This is a genomic window from Corynebacterium sp. CCUG 70398, assembly GCF_024454055.1.
Lineage (GTDB): Bacteria > Actinomycetota > Actinomycetes > Mycobacteriales > Mycobacteriaceae > Corynebacterium > Corynebacterium genitalium.
This window is the reverse complement of the sequence record NZ_JAGPYZ010000001.1, coordinates 355,979-376,104: the sequence shown is the minus strand read 5'-3', so window position 1 is coordinate 376,104 and position 20,126 is coordinate 355,979. Positions and strand designations below refer to the sequence as shown.

The following is a 20,126-nucleotide window of genomic DNA, read 5'->3' as shown; positions in this document are numbered from 1 at the left end:
ACACCACCTATGGATCTTCTTATCTCTCTACTCGCCCTTCTAGGGTTTGTGCTGCTCACGGCCTCAACTGGTCTGTTTGTCGCCATCGAATTCGCGCTCACCGGCATGGAGCGCTCAACCGTGGACAACCATGTGCAGGAGAAGGGAGATAAGACCGCTCTGGCCGTTCAACGCGACCACAGCAACCTCTCTTTCGTCCTCTCGGGGGCGCAGCTGGGCATCACGCTGACTACTCTTGCGACTGGTTTTCTTGCAGAGCCGGTGCTGGCTCGCTTCTTCGGCCCCGCGCTCGAGCTCGTTGGGCTCAGTGAGTCCGCCTCGAGCGCCGTCGCCCTCATCCTCGCCCTCGTCGTGGCAACGACACTGTCCATGGTGTTCGGCGAGCTGGTACCGAAGAACATCGCGATTACTGAGCCGTTGTCCACGGCCCGTTTCGTCGTGCCGCCCGTCAATGCCTTCAACACGGTGTTCAAGTGGTTCATTAAGGCGATGAATGCATCGGCAAACTGGTTCGTGCGCAAGCTCGGGATTGAGCCGGCAGATGAGCTCGCCTCCGCCCGCTCTGGCCCTGAGCTGGGTGCTATGGTCCGCAGCTCCGCAGAAGCGGGTGGACTGGATGAGCAGACTGCCCGCATGATTGACCGCTCCCTTCAGTTCGGCGAGACCACCGCGGAAGAGGTCATGACGCCGCGGTCGACGGTCAAGTCCCTCGATGTCTCGGATACGGTGAACGATTTGATCTCGTTGGCGATGGAATCCGGCCACTCCCGCTTCCCTGTCCGCAACGGTGACCTGGATGACACCGTGGGACTTGTTCACATCAAAGACGCGTTCTCGGTCGCCCGAGACCAACGCGCCACGACGCGGGTAGGCGATCTAGCCAAGCCGGTCAGCTACGTCCCCGGCACACTCGACGGAGATGCTGTTCTCGATCAAGTGCGTTCCGCCGGTTCACAGGTTGTGCTCGTTGCGGACGAGTACGGCGGCACCCAGGGCTTGGTCACCATTGAAGACGTCGTCGAAGAAATCCTCGGCGAAGTCTACGACGAGTACGACGACCGCGAGTCCGAGCGCGATTTCCAGCGCTTCGGAAAGTCGTGGGAAGTCTCCGGCCTTGTACGTCTCGACGAACTGACGGAGCGGATCAGTTACACCGCCCCTGACGGGCCGTATGAAACTCTTGGAGGGTTGATCATGGCCTCGCTCGGCCAAGTCCCCTCTGTCGGCGATACTGTGGTTCTCCCCCACCCTGCCCAAGATCTTTCGGAGGAGCTCGAGGAAGCGAACGCCAGCCGTTGGCTGGCTCGCGTGTCCATCATGGAGGGCCGTCGACTGGACAAAGCCATTCTGACGCCAATCTCCTCCGATGAGATCGGGAGGTACCATTCATGAGCATCTGGACTGCCACCATCCTCATCATCGCCCTGCTAGCTGCCAACGCATTCTTCGTGGCCACGGAGTTCGCGCTCGTCTCGTCGAGACGCGATCGCCTCGAATCCATGATCGCGCAGGGCAAGACCAGCGCACGGCGCGCTTTGGAAGCCACGGAGCATCTGTCGCTGTACTTGGCCGGCGCTCAGTTCGGCATCACTTTCGCCTCGCTCATTCTGGGTAAGGTCGCCGAACCTGCCATCGCGCATTTTTTGGAGGATCCTTTCACCAGCATCGGAGTGCCGGAGAACCTCCTGCACCCGATCTCGTTCGTCATCGCCCTGCTCATCATCACGATCCTCCACATCATCTTCGGCGAGATGATCCCGAAGAACATCGCGATCGCCGGGCCTGAAACGCTCGCTGTGTGGCTGACGCCGGTGATGGATGTCTGGGTGAAGCTGACCCGGCCCTTGATCTTCGCGTTGAACGAGATCGCCCGCTGGACGCTCTACCTCTTCGGCATTGAGCAGCGCGACGAACTCGACGCCACAGTGGACCAGGAGCAGCTGGCCAACATGATCTGGGAGTCCCGGCAGGAGGGGCTTCTGGACGAAGAGGAGACCACCCGCCTTGCCTCTGCCCTGTCGTCCGAGTCGCGCAGCCTGCAGGAGGTGATGATCCCCATCGACAAGCTGGTGACCATCCCCTACTCCCGGCAAGGGATTCCTCTGCGCGTCCTTGAAAACGCTGTCCGTGAGACCGGATACTCGCGTTTCCCGGTGGAGGGCACCGATGGCGCACTGCTCGGGTACATCCACGTCAAGGACGTCCTCGACCTCCTCGACTCGGAGATGGAGAGCCCGGTCATCCCGTACAACCGCGTCCGTCGCTTGAGCATTGTCGACGGCTCCGGCAGCCTCGACGACGCGTTGACCGCAATGCACCGTCGCTCCGCTCACATGGCCCAGGTCCGCGACAACGGTGAGCTAGTGGGTGTTCTCGCGCTTGAGGACCTGATCGAGGAGTACGTGGGCACCGTGACCGACTGGACCCATGAGCAATGATCTCGCTCGCGCGTGAGGAGTGGAGCGAACTCGCTGAAACCCACGAGAAGCGTGCCCGACAGTGGGTCGATCCGCACATAGCGCGGCGCAGCCGTGGTGAGAAGCATCCGATCTGGGATTTCCTCTTCGACTACTACCCTGTTCGCCCCACGCACCTCACGCGCTGGCACCCGGGCCTTGGCACGAAGCTTCTCGACGCGTCCGATGCCCCTCACACTTCATGGCGCGATTACCAGCGCGGCCCTGACGGAACAGTCACCCTCGACGTCGAATCGTTCCTCGCCCGCCGGCGGTCCGATATGGAAAATATTCGGGTTCTGTTGCGCGCTATTGATCACAACCGCCCGCAGTTCGACTGCTTCGGTTTGCACGAATGGGCCATGGTCTACAACACCGGGCGACCCCGTCACGACGTTCCGTTGCGGTTGGGGCAACGGGGCACAGATGACGTGGTCAAGCAGCACGATCTGAAGTGCACGCACTTTGACGCGTACCGCTTTTTCACTCCACCCGCGAAACCGCTCAATCTGACCGTGCTTGACTCTGCCACCCGCCCCGCGAATGACCAGTGCGGATGCCTTCACGTAGGCATGGACTTGTACAAATGGGCGACCAAGATGGGCCCGCTTGTGCCCGGTGACCTCATGCTGGATTGCCTGGAGCTGGCGATGAATATTCGACTGCTGGACATGGAGGCCTCTCCGTATGACTGCCGCACGCTCGGCTTCGGGGTTGTCCCGATTGAGACGCCGGAGGGCAAAGCTGAGTACGTAGCGAAGCAGCGCGAGTTCTCTGCGCGAGCGGAACCTTTGCGAAATCAGCTGCTTCAGCTTCTTGACGCTGCATTTACCCGATAAGCTGTCTATCGTAACTATTGCGAAAGGCAGACCATGGCTCGGCATTCCAACGGCAAGAACAACTACGCCCTGTCCAAGGGCGCAATTGCGTTCCTCGTATTGCTCGCCCTCATTATGCTTGCGGTTGCGGCTGCGGGGGTGGTGTGGGGAACGCATCGTGGCAAAGCGGGCGGGAACCAAGCCGCGCCCGAGTGCGTGTCTGGTGAGTTAGCCCTGCCCGTCGCTGCGTCGTCAGAAGGCGTGGCCCGCGAGGTGATCAACGCCTACGCCAACTCCCAGCCTGTAGTCCGCGATTACTGTGTTCAGCCTGTCTACGTGGAGAACCTGAGCGAGGCCGCTGTATACATTGCGCCTAACACACCGATCTCCCACCAGGAGATCGCGCATGCACAACGCAGTGCCACGACCAACGAGCCCGCCTCCGTGTATTCGTCGGTCGTCGGACTTGCCGGGCCTAATGAGATCGATCCGGCCACAGTGGACATCAAACAGGTGGACTTCCCCACCGATGAGCAGCCCGAAGCATCTGCAGTTGTCGCCTCCGCTGTAGCTGACAACGATAACGCTGCCGTTGCCGCACTGACCGAACAGCGGGTGGGCACTGCCGCATCCGACACCGTGAACTCCACCCGCTTCGTTGCCAGCGATGAATCCAACGTCCCCAACGGATTCACATTCAGCCCGTTAGCTGATACCTCTGTGGTCTACTCTGCCATCCCGCTGAATACGACAGACGCGGTCACAGAGGACCAAACTCGAGCGGCTCAAGCATTCGCAGACTTTGCGAGTGAACAGTACGGCAACGACTCTCAGCTCCCGGCCATCGCTGAGTCGGTCTGGGCCGCTGCCCGTCCCAACGGTGGAGAACGCATCTCCACAGCGGCGCAGGAGCACGAACCAGCGCCGACGGAGATCGGTGAACCGATTGACACCCTGTTCCTGCTGGACACCTCTGATCAGATGGCACACTTCGCGGAACCGGTGGCCCAAAGCATTGGAGCGGTGGCTACTTCACTTACAGACGCTGGGCGCCAAGTTGCGCTGTGGAACTACTCCTCGCCGCTCAACCCCGGCATCACGCAGGGCTTCCGCCGCAACGTGGAGTTCACCAACGATGGCGCGCAGATCGGTGCCGCCGCACAAGGCTTCATCAATGCCGGTGCCCCCCGCACCCGTGAAGCCGTCGCAGCCGCGCTGAAGTACGCGGAGTCTGTTGAAACTCCCATCCGAGTGATGTTGATTACCTCAGGCACCGTCGACGACGCTGACGTGACACCGGCTATCGCACACGCTCGTGCAGCTGGAGTTGAACTGTCTGTCGTGCACGTTGGCGCCGCGCCAAAAGACCAGATGCTTATCGACGCAGCAACCTCCTCCACTGACCTCTCTTCCCCAGTCGATTCCGCTATCCGCGAGGCAGTAGGACTCTAGAACTCCCCACATAAAAAAGAACCCTGCTGGAGGTCATCCAGCAGGGTTTAATGTATCTTCAATTGAACTTAGGAGCTGCGACGCTCCCGGCGGGCAGCCAGTTCATCGAGTGCGACGACGTTGTCGGACTCTTCTGCGACAGCGTCGCCGCCGATCCGCTCGGAGGGGAACGCCGAAATGGTCCCGGTGAGCTCCTTGACGATCTGCGGAACAGCGATGGCGAACACGCCCTGGCCACCGCCGAGCAGGTCGATGATCTCGTCGTTGCTGCGGCACTCGTACACGGTGGCGCCGTCGGAAACGAGGGTGATCTCGGAGATCTCGTTGATGCCGCGGTCACGCAGGTTGTCCACGGCGAGGCGAATGTTCTGCAGGGAGATGCCAGTGTCCAGCAGGCCCTTGACGATCTTCAGGACGAGGATGTCAGTGAAGGAGTAGAGACGCTGCGAGCCGGAGCCTGTGGCGTTTCGGATGGAGGGGTTCACCAGATCGGTGCGCGCCCAGTAGTCCAGCTGGCGGTACGTGATGCCGGCCACCTGGCATGCGATGGGCACGCGGTAGCCAACCTCATCCGACGGCCCGAGGTCAAACAGGCTTTCCTGGACAGGGGCGTCGATGTCGTCGTGACTGTCGAAGATACTCACGTAATTACTCCCATGATGTTTAGAGAAGGGCGCACTAGTTATTTAAAGCCAAGCTTAAGCTGCGGTCAAGACCAGGGACACCGACACGCCGTAACTTCAAGCTCAACTTTAACTTTAGAGTTACTCTTCCCCACTGTCATCTTCAGTCACATCTTTAACATCGGATCTTTCGAATCCGAGGTCCTGCTCTGATACTCCGAGATCGCGCATCAGTTGCTGAAAATCAGCGTCTGCCTTGGCATCACCAGAGGCAGAATCAGATCCGGCTGGCACCGCTTCGTCATCGACTTCAATGTCGAAGTAATCCAGCGCATCCTCCGCTGACAGCCACAATGACGACTGCGACCAGACAGTTTCATCAACCTCAATCGGCATATCCAGCATGACGGATAGGACAAACGCGTCCGTCGGGCGGCAATCGAACTCGGCACCGTCTTCCATCGTGATCTGCGCCATGAACACGCCGTTGTGATAATTAGTCAGCTCAATAGCAGCAATGCCGGCGGTGGACTGCTCGATGAGATCGAGCAGCAGATCATGGGTGTCGGGGCGCGTGGGCTCCCAGTCACCGATGCGTCCAATGAGCTGCGCCCCACCGACGGGCGGCAACCACACCGGGACGAAACGACGGCGCTCCTCCCACAGGAGCAGTGCACACAGGAAGCTTTCCGGGCCGACGGGAAAAACCCCGCAAAATGTGACGGGAACAGAGGTCATAGGCCTACGCCCCTAGCCCGCGGCGCAGCTCGTCCTTCACCAAGGCAGAGTTCAAAGACACCACAAGTGAGGCCACCTGCTGCCCGAGCTCGTCAGCTTCCTGCTTGGCGGAGGCTTTACCCGACTTCGCAACAGGGCCAACGACCTTTGCCACCATGTCCGCTTGCCTGCCTGCAGCATTGCGAAGGGCTTTCAGGTGGCGTCCATCAAGACCGAATTCAGCCAACGAAGCTGCCGTGCTGACAATCCGTACGTCATCGGCGGAGAACAGCCCACTCGAGTCCGGGACGATCAATCTAGCATTGATGCACTTCGTTACGAAGGACTGCTCGCACTGCGCCTGTACGGCCACGTCTTTGTCTGTCAGGCGCGTCGCCTTCGCCGCGCCGATGCTCTCCGAGGAAATGACTTGCTCAGAGACCACGACGACGTCTCCGGAATCCATGGCTTCAAGCTGCTCGCGAATGACTTTGAGCGGCAGGTAGTTATCCCGCTGCGTCACCAAGATGTAGCGCAGGCGATCAATATCAGCCTCCGTGAAGCGCCTGTACCCCGACTCTGTGCGCTCCGGGCTGATCAGCCCCTCCGATTCGAGGAACCGGATCTTCGACACAGTGACATCCGGAAATTCTTCGCGCAGGCGTTGGATGACCACGCCGATGGACATGGTCTTGTTCCCCGTCTTCTTTGCTTGTTGGGGTGCCTGTTGTTGGGTTTTCCGGATCGCGGTCACTGTGCAGAAAGATTACTCGGATTCAGAGATGAAAACGAGGCGGAACTTACCGATCTGAATTTCGTCGCCGGTAGACAGCGCCTGGGAGTTACGCGGCTCGCGGTTGACGTAGGTGCCGTTAAGGGATCCGACGTCGACGACCTCGAACTCGCCGGAATTGCGGCGGAACTCAGCGTGACGGCGGGACACGGTCACGTCATCGAGGAAGATGTCTGCCTCGGGGTGGCGGCCTGCGGTGGTGGTGTCACGGTCCAGCAGGAAGCGGGCACCCGCGTTCGGGCCACGCTTCACAACGAGGAGGGCTGCGCCTTCCGGCAGGCCCTCCACGCCACCGACGTTGTCAGAGGCGGTAGCTCCCGTCTCCATCTCCTTCAGAAGATCGGCACGGAATACCGAAGTGGTTTCTACCTGTGCCTCCGGCGTACCGGTGTTCTCGCTCATGTCTTCTCCTGACGCTTTCGACGGATGTCAATCGTTATTCAACTTCACGCCCATCATACCGACAACTTCGTCGACCGCGCTGCGATCGTGGGCGGTTCGCGCTCTAACCTACCGGAACATGCTGGCTATCCCAGAGATGACTGAGTTTCCTCCCCCGGCGAGCGGGTTGTCGGACACCATGTAGGTCCACGTTGCGCTCGGGCGCTTCCAGCCGGCGTTAGCGAGGTGGGCGCCGCGGTCGTCGATAAGCACCTGCTCAAAGGTGTCAACGGCACGATCGACAGCGCGTTGTGCCAGCTCCTTGAACTCCCGCACGGCAATTCGGTGATACTCGGTCAGCGGGGTTTCGCGTGCGATGGCCCGCAGGTGGATGGACTCACGGACGTCGTCCATATGGGCCAGATGCTCGGACCATTCGTCGTCGAGGTGGAAAAGCATGATCTCGCGCGCGGCCTGTTCACGCACATGCTTATCGACGCCCGCAGCCTCGAGCTCCGCAGCCTTTTCCGGCGCACGCTGGGACAGTTCGACCCATGCACGGTCGGTGTCCAAGAGGATGGCGCGGCGCTCGTCGATAATAGCCCGGTGATCTGCAAGGAGCTGGTTGTACTTCCACGTCTGCGCGTGGATTTCCAGCAGTTGGCCTTCAGTGACACGCTGGCAGTGGGCCACGAAGTCGTGGATGCGTTTTGCGTCCACCCGGCCATCGGCATCGGGCTGCGCAGTGATCTTCTCGTCCGCCCCACCCGCGGCCACGATGTCATCTTCGAGGGACACGAAGAACAAACTCAAGCCAGGATCGCCCTGGCGTCCCGCGCGGCCACGGAGCTGATTGTCCAGGCGCGCTGTGCGGTGGCGGGCCGTACCGATCACCGCTAGTCCACCGAGTTCCGCAACGGCATCGTGGTCGGCCTCGTCAGCGCCGCCCAGGCGAATGTCGGTACCTCGTCCGGCCATCTGCGTCGACACCGTGACGCGGCCCAGATCGCCCGCTTCTGCCACGATGCGCGCCTCCTCCGCATCGTTCTTGGCGTTGAGCACGTTGACCTCGATGCCGCGCTGCGTCAAAGCGTCAGCAAGAGCCTCAGACTCAGCCACGTCGTGCGTGCCGACGAGCACTGGCTGCCCCGTGCCATGAAGGTGGGCAATCTCGGCGACGATGGCTTTGAACTTCTCATCCATGGTGGCGTAAACGCGATCCTGCTCGTCGAAACGCTGGAGGGGCTTAGCCCGCTCGATGACCGAGACGCGCAGGTCGTAGAACTGGCGCAGTTGATCCGTCGCCTCCACCGCAGTACCCGTCATCCCGCACACGAGCGGGTAACGGCGCATCAGTGCCTGGAGCGTGATGGAGTCGAGGATGCGGCCGCCCTCACTGACATCGAGTCCTTCCTTCGCTTCGACAGCCGCCTGCAAACCGTCGGGCCAGCGTTGGAGCTCAGCGACGCGACCACGGGAGGCATCCACTAGGTCGATCTTGCCGTCCTGAACGATGTAGTGGACATCGCGGATGAGCAGCGCTTTCGCGTGCAATGCGAGGTTGACGCGCACGAGAATCGTGCCGATGTTCCCATCCGAATACAGCGAGTCAATGCCGAGAGACTTCTCCACCTTGGCGGCGCCGTCGTCGGTCAGGAACACATTGCGGCGATCCGCATCGATCGTGTAGTCGATCCCCTCCCTCAAATGGGAAACAGCCTCCGTGATCTGCCCGGTAGCCTGCTCCCCTGGCTTGGAACCGGCGAGGACGAGCGGGACTAAGGCTTCGTCGACAAGCACGCTGTCTGCCTCGTCGACAAGCGCAACGTCAGCTCGCGCCTGAACAGTCTGGCCGCGACTCGTGATTTGGTTGTCGCGCAGGTGGTCAAATCCGATTTCCGCAACTGGCGCGTAGACTACGTCCGCCCTGTACGATTCAACCCGGTCTTCGCGCTCGCTCGATTCGGTGACAAAGCCCACCGTGAGCCCGAAGAATTCGACGAGCGAGCGCATCCACTGCGCGTCACGCTGCGCGAGGTAGTTGTTCACGGTGATGACGTGCACACGCTTGCCAGTGAGTGCGAAACCCGTGGCAGCCATCGCACCCACGAGCGTCTTGCCTTCACCGGTGGCCATCTGAATCACGTCGCCTTCGAGCAGACGCAGTACCGCTTGATTCTGCACGTTGAACGGCGTCATCCCCAACGTGCGGGTTGAGGCCACAGAAAGAATGGCGAGAAACTCTGGCTTCTTCTGAATCTGCCCGTCCACAACGGTTGCCCGGATCTCCTTGGCGAGCTCCGCATCACTGCGCCCCTCGTACGCAGGAATGAGTTCGTGCGCGGAAGCGACAATGCCTTTCGACTTCTTGTCGTTGCGCTCAGACGTCGAGCCCATCGCTTTCCAGAACCAGTCAAACTTACCCATAGTGCGACTCTACGTGACCTGCTGATTACTGATTAAACTGACCGTGCTGTAATCTATCGAAGTTCCCCAAGAATGCTTCGGGAGCAACGGGCTGTGGCGCAGTTTGGCAGCGCACTACACTGGGGGTGTAGGGGTCGCAGGTTCAAATCCTGTCAGCCCGACAATTCTTTTCACGGGTTCTTACGGCTTGAGGACGACCTTGATGCAGCCGTCCTCCTTCTTCTGGAATTTCTCGTACATGGCAGGGGCGTCGTCGAGCGGTGCGCTGTGCGTTTTCAGGTCGAGCACGCCGAGGGGGTCGGACGGGTCGTCGACCAGCGGGAGGATGTCATCGGTCCAGTTGCGCACGTTGCACTGGCCCATCCGCATCTGCACCTGCTTGTCGAACATCGTCATCATCGGCATCGGGTCCTTTATCCCGCCGTAGACGCCGCTGAGGGAGATGGTTCCGCCACGCCGCACGGCATCGATGGCGGTGTAGAGCGCGCTGAGGCGGTCCAGCCCCGCGTTTTCCATGGCAGCACGCCCGAGCGGAGAGGGCAGCAGGCCGGTAGCAGCCTGCGCGACGCCGCCGACGGGAGAACCGTGGGCTTCCATGCCGACGGCGTCGACGATGGAGTCGGACCCGCGGCCGTCGCAAAGCTCTTGCAGCTTCTCGACGACATCCTCGCCGTCCTCGATGACCTCGATCCCGTGCCGGGCCGCCATGGCGCGCCGCTCCGCGACGGGGTCGACTCCGATGACGCGGTAGCCGAAGTGCGCACCGATACGGGTGGCCATCTGCCCGATCGGGCCGAGGCCGAGCACCGCGAGGGTGCCGCCGTCAGGGACACCTGCGTACTTGACGCCCTGCCAGGCGGTCGGCAGAACGTCAGAAAGGAAGAGGTAGCGCTCGTCCTCGCCGACGCTGGGGACCTTGATGGGGCCGTAGTCGGCGTGCGGGACGCGCAGGTACTCGGCCTGGCCGCCGGGCAGCGAGCCGTAGAGGCGCGAGTAACCGAACAGGGTAGCTCCCTTGTCGTACTCCTTCACCTGCGTGGTCTCACACTGAGACTGAAAGCCGCGCTCGCACATGAAGCAGTGCCCGCAGGAGACGGTGAAGGGGACCACGACGCGGTCGCCGGGCTTGAGGTTGGTCACAGCACTGCCGACCTCCTCGACAATGCCCATCGGCTCGTGCCCGATCACGTCGCCCTTGTCCATGAAGGGTCCAAGGACCTCGTAGAGGTGTAGGTCAGAGCCGCAGATGGCGGTGGAGGTGACGCGGATGATGGCGTCGGTGGGTTCGATGATCTTGGGGTCGGGGACTTCCTCGACGCTCACGGTGCGTTTCCCTTGCCAGGTCAGTGCTTTCATGGGGAACCTTTCCATGGTTAGGGTGTGGCCGAGCGTAATCCCGACTTCTTTGAGTGCGCAACGTTTTTAGGCAGTGTGAAACTTTCGCCAGTAAAACAAAGGCTATTCGTCGAGTTGCGGTGGCTTTCATCCGGCACGCGAAAATCAGGAGTGGGGTTAGATCGGGCTCACCGCTGAGGGGTCGAAAGATGAGTTGTCCGAGGCCTTTACTCTTTGCAGCTGTTGGCCTCGTCAGCAGACCTAGTCAATAGGCGCGACGCGAATAAGATTCCCGTCGGGGTCTTCGATTACAAACGTCGTGCCGAACACTTCCTCATAGGGCTCGCGGAGGATCGTTACCCCTTTGTTCTTCCACTGTTCGAACGTGGTGGTGACCTCTTCGGCAGGCACGTTCAGGCATACCTCCGAAGTGCGATTCGCTGCACCTTCCAGCGAGTTGGCATTTCCCGACCATAGCGCTAAGAACACCCCCTCACCCAGCGCGAAGGTGACGTAGCGGGGCGTGACAAAGTCGGTCTCAAGACCCAGGAGGTCACTATAGAAAGCGACCGATGCGTCGATGTCCGAGGCGTACACGATGAAAACAAGTTCACGGTTCACTATTTGCTCCTTACTTTCGAGATCGTGGACACCAGGATAGGTAAAAACCCGCCGGAGCAATTGATTGTGCGGTTACTGCGGGTTCGGCCCCACCGCGCCGGTGAAATCCACACCGAAGAAGTCCAGAATCGTCTCTGTTCCGAATCCGTCAGATGGTTGGGTGGCGAAGCTGTCGTCCTGCTTACTGCCCGGCCAGACGTGCCTACCGCCGTCGAGGCGGTAATGGCGCAGCTGCGCATCACAGCCCTCCCACACGAGCTCTTCGCCGGGACGGCGGATCTCTGCGCGGACGGGTTCGGGTTCGCAGTGGTTTCGCCGAGCTGCGTTAGCCATGACGTCTTGAATACTGAGGATGGCCTCGTTGTGGCGCACTCCCCCGTAGTAGTCGATGATGCCGTCTTTGGTGCCGTGCATGTCGATCTGCTTGACCGGGGTTGGCGAACAATCATCGAAGACTTTGTCGTAGAACGCGGCAGACACTGTCGCAATGCCGGTGATCTGATGGGAACGGTGGCACGCGGCATAGGCGGCAAACCCGCCGCCGTTCGACAGGCCGGTGACGAATACTTTGGCGGGATCGATCGAGAACTCCTCGAGCATCTCTTGCCGCACCGCGTCGAAGTACGCCAGATCCTGCTCCCCCGATGTCTTCGCGTAGGGCGCCGGCGCCCATGCGCTGCCCACACCGTTCATGTACACGACCACTGCATGTGCTTTATCTAACTGAGTGAACTGACGCATTGCCTCCGCGTTGTTCGTATACCCATGAAACGCGAAAATCAGTGGTAGATCAGACCGCTCATCGACTTCTGGCGGCACGGTGAGGATGAATTCCCGGTCGAGTCCACCAGCTTTGATCTTCCGGGTTTCAGTGAACGGTTCACCCTCGAAATCGCGCACCGGTTGCACAAGTTCCTCACGAACCTTCTGCGTGACTTCCTCGGCGACGCTGTCGGCGCGCATCGACTCTTTATTGCCATCCCCGCATGCTGCAAGCGCCCCGGCAGAGAGCAGGAAAGAGCAGGTTATCGCTGCTGATCGTGTGAGTTTTCGCACGGTGAAGGTGCATCCTTAGGAATCGTGGCGCTGCTTTCGTGGGCAACCTTAGCAATCAAAGCGTCGACCGGTAAGTTGACACGTAATGGAAGCCAGCCCCACTCCACGCAACTTCAAACCCAGCGCCAAAGATATGCCGGGGTTCCGCGACGCCGCATCGCGACAACACACAGCGAGAGCGTTCGCGTCCGGGGCGCAGCTTTACGACGCCACACGCCCCTCCTACCCCACTACCATCCCCGAGCTCATAAGCACGGCGGGCAGCGTACTCGATCTCGGCGCGGGGACGGGCAAGCTCACAGAGCTGCTGGTGCAGCCTGGCCGCACCATCTACGCAGCTGATCCTTCCAACGACATGCTCAGGGTGTTGCGCTCTCGCATGCCCGAGGTGAAAACTCTCCGAGCAGTCGGTGAAGCACTCCCGCTTACTGACGCCTCCGTTGACGCCATCACTTGTGCCCAAACCTGGCACTGGGTCGACACCGCGGCGGCCAGCGCAGAGGCCCACCGTGTCGTCGCGCCTGGAGGCAAACTGCTCCTGTGTTGGAACACTCTCGACGTGTCGCATCCGTGGGTTCTGCGGCTCTCCCGGATCAGTCACTCGGGGGATGTTCAGAGGGAAGGGTTTTATCCCGACGTCGCTAAGCAATGGGCGCTTTCACGCGAACTGCGCACGAAGTGGTTTGAAGCCGTGACCACGGACGACCTCTTCGCACTCGCACGCACGCGATCGTACTGGCTGCGGGCGAATGAGGCCACGCGCGCGAAGGTCACCGAGAATCTCCGGTGGTACCTCTTTGATCGCCTCGGGTTCGACAAAGGTCAGCCCATTCCCCTCCCCTATCGCACCGACGCGTTCGTGTACGAGCGGCGCTAGCTTAACGACGTCCCGGCCTTTTCGAACGACCTCGCCAGACACTGGGCGATCTGTCCATCGTTCGAACGCGCGTTCTATTTTGGGTTCGGTTTCTGGCTATGTTGGTACATCGGTTTGCAAGAATGTTCCCATAGCTATCCGGACGGAACCGACGACGTCGAGGGGGACACTATGGACACTTGTAGGCAAGCGAAGAAGGGTAAGCGGGCCCCTTTCTTCGTCACCGAAGACCCGGACTGTCCCGCTGCAACTGCCGGAAAGTCCATCCGGCAAGGTCAAGCCGACGCCTTCATGGAATTCGCCGACGCTGAGAACGTGTTGGCGGGATCCCGCGACTACGACCTGGAAGTGACCCGCTTGACGCAACGCAGCGGGTTGCGCAAGGGCGAAGTTGAGAAAGGCATTTACGGTTACCAGTCGCTGCGCCGGCTACCGGGTCTCCGTGCGATCCAAAAAGAGCATTGGCGGTTAGACGTCGACAGACTAGACGCCATCGCAAGAGCAATCGCTGCCCTTGGTTGCGAGGCACCCGCCGAAGCCTACGAAGCTTTCGATGACGTGCTGGTGGACATATTCACCCCCACCCGGACCCGGCAACCGTTGCCCACGAGCAACACGATCAGCTTGCGGTTGAACAAGATGATCGCGGAGTTCGACAACGCAGCCGCATTCGATCCTGAGCGGCGGAAGAAGCGTAAGAAGGGTCCTCCCAGCACGAATGATCTCGACTTCGGCCCTGGCGCTGCGGGCGCTGATACAGCATGGATGACCCTGAACGCTGACAACGCCACTATTGCAGCCATGCGAGCAAGCATTGAGGCGACCGCGCGCGAACTTGGAACCACGCAGGCCAACGCGTTGGTCAAGCTTGCCACCGGTGACGTCACTCCGGCTGCGATGGCGACGATCTACGCCTACGCCCCCAAAAATGCTGACGGTGAGGTCGACCAAGAGGCCGCGGCGTTCATTCCCGGGTTCGGGCACACCGGGCCGAACTCCACAGCCTTGCTGCACCACTTCGCCGCCACCTACGGCACGACCGAGGTGGACCTAGACGTCGCGTCGAAGAAGGTCGTCGCTGGGCACGACGCGCCAGCTGATGTCGCCGCCTACGTCCGCGGCCGGGACGGCACGTGCGTGTACCCGGGTTGCACACGCCCGGCACAGGCTTGCCAGCTCGATCACCGCCAGCCTTACGACGAAGGTGGCATGACCACGGCCGACAATCTGTTCTGCCTATGCCAGCACCACCACAACCTGAAAACCGATCGCCGCGCATTCTATGTCCCCGACCCGGTGACAGGATCAATCGTGTGGCTTCTCGAAGACGGCACCTACTACTGGACCGATCCCAATGGCTTGCTCGCCGCCTACACCACCCCCACAGCGCCCAGGTGGCGGCGCAGTGTTGACGATGTCGAGCGCCTCAGACAGCAAACCGAGCACTTTCTGGCGAAAAGTCACGCAGTTCTCGACGCCTACGAGACCACCGCACAAGCCTACGATCCGTACATTCCGGAGGAGCAAACAGCTGCCTGGGACCTCTACAAACAGTGCAAGGCTGATCTGCAGGACCTCGAGGAAGAATTCGACGAAATCTTCCACTACCACCCGCTCCCGCCAAAGGCCGTGCCAGACGATGAGCTCGTAGTCCCCGACAACCAATTCTTCAACACCTACGACGGCACGGGCCGCGATGCAGACTTCGATCCCGACGACCCGCACAGCTACTGCGACGAGGAGTACGACATCCACGCCTTCTTCCGCCCTGCTGGCTACCCCTTTTCCACAGCAGAAGAATGATGCGCCGCCTTTTCGGCGAAAAGTTGAACAGTTACGGGAGAGCACTCAGACCAAAGAAGGAAAGAATTTCCTCGGTGACGTCCACGCTGTCGGCCCCAGATCCCGCCGGCCACCCATGCCCCATGCCGTCAACGGCAAGGTGCTCGACTCGGCCTGCATCGCCATTGCGTTTGCGGAAGGCCGCCACGACGTCATCGGCGCCGTAAATGCGGTCACTAGTGCCGCGAAGTTCGCCGTCGTAGGGAACCCTGATGTCGGAGGTGCCGTGGATGTTCAGGTAGTCGATAGCTTCACCTGTGGTGAACTGTGCCGGATCTGTGCGCACGGCTGCAGCCACTGTGGCTACGCCCGCATAGCGGTCAGGGTGAGCTGCCGCGGCAGCGGTGGCCAGTCCCCCACCGTTGGAGAACCCCACGAGATAGACCTGCGAATTTTCAGCCGGAAAGGTGGCTTTCACGTCGGCGACGATCGCTTCAATGAATGCGGTTTCGTCCTTCAGTGTGGTGTCGGCATAGGGTGCCGGGGCCCATGCGCCACCAACACCGTCAGGTGCAGCCACGATTGCTGGTGCGTCGTCCAACCCTGTGCCCGTGAGAAAACTCTCACCGGTGCCACCACGCCCGTGAAAAGCAATGATGACCGGTAAAGGCTCGTCCGCATCGTGCGGGGTGGAGACCGTATAGGTCCGCTCCCGTCCTGCGGCGTTGACGGTGCGTTGCGAGACCTCCGCTGGCACCGAGGCACTACTCGTCTCTGGCGGGGAGCTTTCCGGACCAGCGCAGGATGCGAGCAAAACGGCGGCGAAGACGCCTAACGCGGTCGATCGGACTGCGCGTCGCACCGTTTACTCCTGCTCCGCCAACTTCTCGATATCGAAGAAGCCGAGGATCTCATCGGTCACGTCGATGCCCCGGCCCCTGGCCCATATCCCTGAGGGCCATTCGTGGCTCATGCCCTCCACTGGGATGTGCACTGTGCGAGCAGTATCGCCATTTCGGCGTTCAAAGGCGGCGACCACGTCGGGAGCCGGCATGATGGTGCCCAGAACTCCACGGTCTTGGCCCATGTAGGGAACAACGTCGTCCCAGGTGCCGTGAATGTTCAGGTAGTCGATCGGAGTGCCCTGCTCCAGCAGATCCATATCCACACGAATCGCCCCTGAGACGGTCGCGACACCGGCATAGGCTGACGGATCATTCACGGCAAGCACGGCGACAAACCCTCCGCCATTGGAAAACCCGGCCAGATACACCCGCTCCGGGTCGACGGAGTAGGTGGCGATGATGTCGTCACGGATGGCGTGAATTAGTGCGGTGTCTTCCTCGACCGTCGTCACGGCGTAGGGCGCGGGGCTCCACGCCAGACCACGCCCGGTCGGCGCAGCGACAATCGCTTTGGCGGCACCGAGTCCCGTGCCCACGAGGAAGTCATGCCCGTTGTCACCCTTACCGTGAATCGCCAGAATGACCGGTAACTTGTCCCCCTCTAAGGTGACCGGAACAGAGCACTGGTAGGTGTGGTCGACCCCATCGACTGTGACGGTGCGGGTGATACGGCGTGACTGTCCGGTCATGGCGTCTCCTTATTTACGGGGCTTGCGTTCACGCACGCGGACGGCAATGCGCACCGGGGTGCCGTGATAGCCGAATTGTTCACGGAACTTTCGCTCGAGGTATCGGCGGTACCCGCCGTCGAGGAAGCCAGTGGTGAACAGAACGATGGTCGGCGGGCGCGTAGACACCATGGTGGCGAAGAGCACCTTGGGCAGGCGGTTGTTCTTCATCGGCGGCGGGTTCGCGGCAATCGCGTCCCGCATCCAGTTGTTCAACTGGCCGGTGGAGATGCGCTTATCCCAGTTCTCCAGCGCCGTGGTCATTTCCTTCTCCAGGCGGTGCAGCCCACGGCCCGTCTCCGCAGAAATGTTGATCTTGGACACCCACGGCAGGTGGTCCAGCTGCATGTCGAATTCGCGGTCGAAGTAGTACCGACGGTCCTCGTCCATCAAGTCCCACTTGTTGAACGCGATGACCATTGCTTTACCGGCGTCGAGCACCATGCTGATGACGCGTTGGTCTTGCTCGGTGATCTCCTGGGAGGCGTCGATAAGCACAACGCACACTTCGGCGGCATCGATCGTGCCTCGCGTGCGCAGCGACGCGTAATACTCGTGCCCCTCGGCGTTCTTGACCTTCTTGCGCAGACCAGCGGTGTCGATGAAACGCCACAGCTTCTGGTCAAGTTGAATGAGCTCGTCGACGGGGTCAACGGTGGTGCCCGCGACACTATCGACGACCGCACGGTCCGACCGCGACAGCTTGTTCAGCAGCGAAGACTTGCCGACGTTCGGCTTTCCGACGAGCGCAACCCTGCGCGGTCCTTCCGTGACCGAGTTCGCCGACTTGGGCTCCTCCGGGAACGACTTGACGATCTCATCGAGAACGTCGGCACCGCCGCGGCCGTGCAGTGCCGATACGGGCCATGGGTCACCAAGACCGAGCGAATAGAACTCGGCGACGTCCGCCCACTGGGACTCAGACTCGAACTTGTTCGCCACAAGGATCACAGGGACCTCGGAGCGCTGCAGGTTGTTCGCCATGACAGCGTCCGATTCGGTGACACCGACATGGGAGTCGACGACCATGACAATGACATCAGCGTCAGCCATCGCCGCTTCTGACTGGTGCGCGATGGAGGCGTGAATGCCCTTCGCGTCCGGATCCCAGCCACCGGTGTCCTGCACCCAGAAGCGCTGCCCGTTCCAGTCCGACAGGTAGCTCACGCGGTCACGGGTCACACCAGGGTGATCCTCCACAACAGCTTCACGGCGCCCAAGGAACCGGTTGACCAACGTGGACTTGCCCACGTTTGGTCGGCCGACAATAGCCACCGTCGGCAAGGCTTCTTCGAGGTGGCCATCGGCGGTGACACCGAAGGCTTCCTCTACTTCCGCCCAATCTTCTTCGGTCAGGTCATCGTCAGAAAAGTCGGAATCGGACTCAGACTCTCCGTAATCAGCTTCACCGAACTCCGACTCATCGAAATCACCCTCGTCGAAATCACCCTCGAAGAACTCGATTTCGTCTTCATCGTGTGGATGCGTCACTGTGCGCTCCTTTCGATCAGCCCGATCAGGCTGTTCAGCACGTCGTCCTTGCCCATCTCAGAGGTGTCGATCACGGCTGCATCTTCAGCGGGGCGCAGCGGACTCGTCGCGCGGGAAGAGTCGAGCTCGTCACGGCGGATCACATCGGCTAAAACGGTGTCGTAATCCACATCGTGGCCGGCTGCGGTGTCCTGGTTGTAGCGCCGTGTGGCCCGCACCTCGGGTGAGGCGGTAAGGAAGGCTTTGGCTGGGGCGTCGACAAGCACGACGGTGCCAATATCGCGGCCTTCAACGATGGCGCGGTGCGCGTCATGCGCCAACTTGCGCTGCAGTTCGACGAGGTTGACGCGCACTTCAGGAATGGCGGACACAGCAGAAACGTTTTGCGTGACCTCGCGTTCGCGGATCTCGCGGGCAACGTTTTCACCGTCGAAAAGCACCTCGGTGGAATCCGGATCATCGCTGACCTCCAACGGAAGATCGCGCGTGGCTTCGATGACCGCATCTGTATCGGAGGGATCGACACCAGCGCGCAGGACAGCGAGCGTAGCCACTCGGTACATCGCGCCTGTATCGACGTACTTCGCGTCGAGCTGCTTCGCCAACGTGCGGCACGTCGTGGATTTGCCGGTACCGGAAGGGCCATCGACAGCGAGAATGAGGCCCCCGTTGGGCATATTGGAAATCTGACTCATTACATCTCCACCGCCTTGTACAGCGCAGTCAGCTCGGAATCGTTGAGGGCGCGCATCGCGCCGGGCTTGAGCTCGCCAAGCTGCACCGTGTGAATCTTCGTGCGCACCAGCCGCTGGACCGGGTAGCCGGCCTCCTTGAGCATGCGGCGCACGACGTGCTTGCGGCCTTCGTGAATGACCAGGCGGATCAGCGACTGGCCCTGGTGCGTATCGACGATCTGAGCGTAGTCAGCCTTCGCCACCCCATCCTCAAGCTCAATGCCCTTCTTGAGCTCGCGCACAAGCGCGGGCTTGGCCTCGCCGAGAACTGTGGCCAGGTAGGTCTTCTCCACGCCGTACTTCGGGTGCATGAGGCGGTTGGACAGCTCACCGTCGTTGGTGAGCAGCAGCAAGCCCTCCGTGTCAGCGTCAAGGCGGCCGACGTGGAAAAGACGCTGGCCTGCCGCAACGCGGTCCGCGACGAAATCACCCACGCACGGGCGGCCCAGCTCGTCTTCCATGGTCGTGTGCACGCCGCGCGGCTTATTCAGCGCGAAGTACTGCTGGTCCTCATCGACGTTCACGCGCACGCCGTCGACGCGAATGATGTCCACGTTCGGGTCAACGCGCACACCCTGCCGGCGCACGATCTTGCCGTTGACTTCGACGCGGCCCTCATCGATCATCACCTCGGAGTGGCGGCGGGACGCCACTCCAGCCTGGGCGAGTACCTTTTGCAAACGGATGCCGTCGCCACGCTTCTTCTGCGCCGCGGTTTCGGTGTCGTCGCTAATGGCGTTGCCTTCGGGGGCGACTGGGTCGTCGCGATAGTCCCACCAGTTGTCTTCGAGCGGGTGTGGTTCTTTTTCGGCGGCCTCGCGGCGCTTGCTCAAGCTGACGTTCTGGTGCTTGGCGGGCTTCGCGTTGGAGAGATAGAACTTGTCCGGTGTGCCTTCTCGGCGAGCGGGAGGAGTCATGGTTTCCCAAGCT

At 61.1% G+C, this 20,126-nt stretch carries 19 protein-coding genes and 1 tRNA gene; 7 read left to right on the top strand and 13 right to left on the bottom strand.

Going from position 1 to position 20,126, the window contains the following annotated elements; all coding sequences use genetic code 11:
* The first annotated feature begins 9 nt into the window (after nt 1-9).
* Genes KBX07_RS01785 through KBX07_RS01770 form a run of 4 tightly spaced genes read left to right on the top strand, consistent with a single transcriptional unit; the run spans nt 10 to nt 4,726 of the window.
* Nucleotides 10-1,392 (top strand): hemolysin family protein, encoded by a 1,383-nt coding sequence (locus KBX07_RS01785; protein ID WP_255997693.1) that lies wholly within the window; start codon nt 10-12, stop codon nt 1,390-1,392.
* A complete protein-coding gene (locus KBX07_RS01780) occupies nt 1,389-2,438 on the top strand; it encodes a hemolysin family protein (protein WP_255994901.1) in 1,050 nt (349 codons plus the stop codon). The genes KBX07_RS01785 and KBX07_RS01780 overlap by 4 nt, the downstream gene beginning before the upstream one ends.
* Nucleotides 2,435-3,295, top strand: coding sequence for a 3-methyladenine DNA glycosylase (locus KBX07_RS01775; RefSeq protein WP_255997694.1), 861 nt, complete (start codon nt 2,435-2,437; stop codon nt 3,293-3,295). The genes KBX07_RS01780 and KBX07_RS01775 overlap by 4 nt, the downstream gene beginning before the upstream one ends.
* Before the next feature lie 33 nt (nt 3,296-3,328).
* Nucleotides 3,329-4,726, top strand: coding sequence for a vWA domain-containing protein (locus KBX07_RS01770; RefSeq protein WP_255997696.1), 1,398 nt, complete (start codon nt 3,329-3,331; stop codon nt 4,724-4,726).
* Between the two features lie 68 nt (nt 4,727-4,794).
* Here the strand turns inward: KBX07_RS01770 and KBX07_RS01765 are convergent, their stop codons facing one another.
* The 5 genes from KBX07_RS01765 to secA2 form a co-directional block, all read right to left on the bottom strand.
* Nucleotides 4,795-5,370, bottom strand: coding sequence for a MerR family transcriptional regulator (locus KBX07_RS01765; RefSeq protein WP_321207014.1), 576 nt, complete (start codon nt 5,368-5,370; stop codon nt 4,795-4,797).
* Between the two features lie 120 nt (nt 5,371-5,490).
* Complete coding sequence (locus tag KBX07_RS01760) at nt 5,491-6,087, bottom strand: bifunctional nuclease family protein (RefSeq protein WP_255994899.1); 597 nt, start codon at nt 6,085-6,087, stop codon at nt 5,491-5,493.
* A gap of 4 nt (nt 6,088-6,091) precedes the next feature.
* Complete coding sequence (locus tag KBX07_RS01755) at nt 6,092-6,820, bottom strand: MerR family transcriptional regulator (RefSeq protein ID WP_255994898.1); 729 nt, start codon at nt 6,818-6,820, stop codon at nt 6,092-6,094.
* A 12-nt stretch (nt 6,821-6,832) separates the two neighbouring features.
* Complete coding sequence (odhI, locus tag KBX07_RS01750; RefSeq protein ID WP_005290211.1) at nt 6,833-7,261, bottom strand: oxoglutarate dehydrogenase inhibitor Odhl; 429 nt, start codon at nt 7,259-7,261, stop codon at nt 6,833-6,835.
* Between the two features lie 108 nt (nt 7,262-7,369).
* Nucleotides 7,370-9,667, bottom strand: coding sequence for an accessory Sec system translocase SecA2 (gene secA2, locus KBX07_RS01745; RefSeq protein ID WP_256022744.1), 2,298 nt, complete (start codon nt 9,665-9,667; stop codon nt 7,370-7,372).
* A gap of 87 nt (nt 9,668-9,754) precedes the next feature.
* Between secA2 and KBX07_RS01740 the strand changes: the two genes are divergently transcribed.
* Nucleotides 9,755-9,828: transfer RNA gene (locus KBX07_RS01740), tRNA-Pro, on the top strand.
* A 19-nt stretch (nt 9,829-9,847) separates the two neighbouring features.
* Here KBX07_RS01740 and KBX07_RS01735 read toward each other — a convergent pair.
* The 3 genes from KBX07_RS01735 to KBX07_RS01725 all read right to left on the bottom strand — a co-directional run bounded on the left by KBX07_RS01735 (nt 9,848) and on the right by KBX07_RS01725 (nt 12,586).
* On the bottom strand, nt 9,848-11,023 hold the full coding sequence (locus tag KBX07_RS01735) for a zinc-dependent alcohol dehydrogenase (protein ID WP_256022743.1): 1,176 nt from the start codon (nt 11,021-11,023) through the stop codon (nt 9,848-9,850).
* Nucleotides 11,024-11,263: 240 nt separating this feature from the next.
* Nucleotides 11,264-11,623: a VOC family protein gene (locus tag KBX07_RS01730; RefSeq protein WP_040423721.1), complete on the bottom strand. Its 360-nt coding sequence runs from the start codon at nt 11,621-11,623 to the stop codon at nt 11,264-11,266.
* A gap of 72 nt (nt 11,624-11,695) precedes the next feature.
* Nucleotides 11,696-12,586 (bottom strand): PHB depolymerase family esterase, encoded by an 891-nt coding sequence (locus tag KBX07_RS01725; RefSeq protein ID WP_005290218.1) that lies wholly within the window; start codon nt 12,584-12,586, stop codon nt 11,696-11,698.
* Between the two features lie 178 nt (nt 12,587-12,764).
* Here KBX07_RS01725 and KBX07_RS01720 point away from each other — a divergent pair, with 178 nt between their 5' ends.
* Nucleotides 12,765-13,556 carry a class I SAM-dependent methyltransferase gene (locus tag KBX07_RS01720; RefSeq protein ID WP_005290219.1) on the top strand — a complete coding sequence of 264 codons (792 nt, stop codon included), beginning with the start codon at nt 12,765-12,767 and terminating at the stop codon, nt 13,554-13,556.
* 171 nt (nt 13,557-13,727) lie between these two features.
* The gene (locus KBX07_RS01715; RefSeq protein ID WP_005290221.1) at nt 13,728-15,359 is read left to right on the top strand and encodes an HNH endonuclease signature motif containing protein; all 1,632 of its coding nucleotides are present in this window, start codon (nt 13,728-13,730) and stop codon (nt 15,357-15,359) included.
* A 31-nt stretch (nt 15,360-15,390) separates the two neighbouring features.
* Here KBX07_RS01715 and KBX07_RS01710 read toward each other — a convergent pair whose 3' ends face one another.
* The 5 genes from KBX07_RS01710 to KBX07_RS01690 are packed head-to-tail and all read right to left on the bottom strand — an operon-like array spanning nt 15,391 to nt 20,113.
* Nucleotides 15,391-16,200, bottom strand: coding sequence for a PHB depolymerase family esterase (locus tag KBX07_RS01710; protein ID WP_083770297.1), 810 nt, complete (start codon nt 16,198-16,200; stop codon nt 15,391-15,393).
* Between the two features lie 3 nt (nt 16,201-16,203).
* On the bottom strand, nt 16,204-16,932 hold the full coding sequence (locus tag KBX07_RS01705; protein ID WP_005290224.1) for a PHB depolymerase family esterase: 729 nt from the start codon (nt 16,930-16,932) through the stop codon (nt 16,204-16,206).
* A 9-nt stretch (nt 16,933-16,941) separates the two neighbouring features.
* Nucleotides 16,942-18,462, bottom strand: a complete 1,521-nt coding sequence (gene der, locus KBX07_RS01700) for a ribosome biogenesis GTPase Der (RefSeq protein ID WP_255997527.1) — start codon at nt 18,460-18,462, stop codon at nt 16,942-16,944.
* Entirely contained in the window at nt 18,459-19,157 is a 699-nt protein-coding gene (gene cmk / locus KBX07_RS01695; protein WP_255997525.1) for a (d)CMP kinase, read from the bottom strand. The genes der and cmk overlap by 4 nt, the downstream gene beginning before the upstream one ends.
* Complete coding sequence (locus KBX07_RS01690; RefSeq protein WP_255997523.1) at nt 19,157-20,113, bottom strand: pseudouridine synthase; 957 nt, start codon at nt 20,111-20,113, stop codon at nt 19,157-19,159. Before KBX07_RS01690 ends, cmk begins: the two co-directional genes overlap by 1 nt.
* Nucleotides 20,114-20,126: the final 13 nt, after the last annotated feature.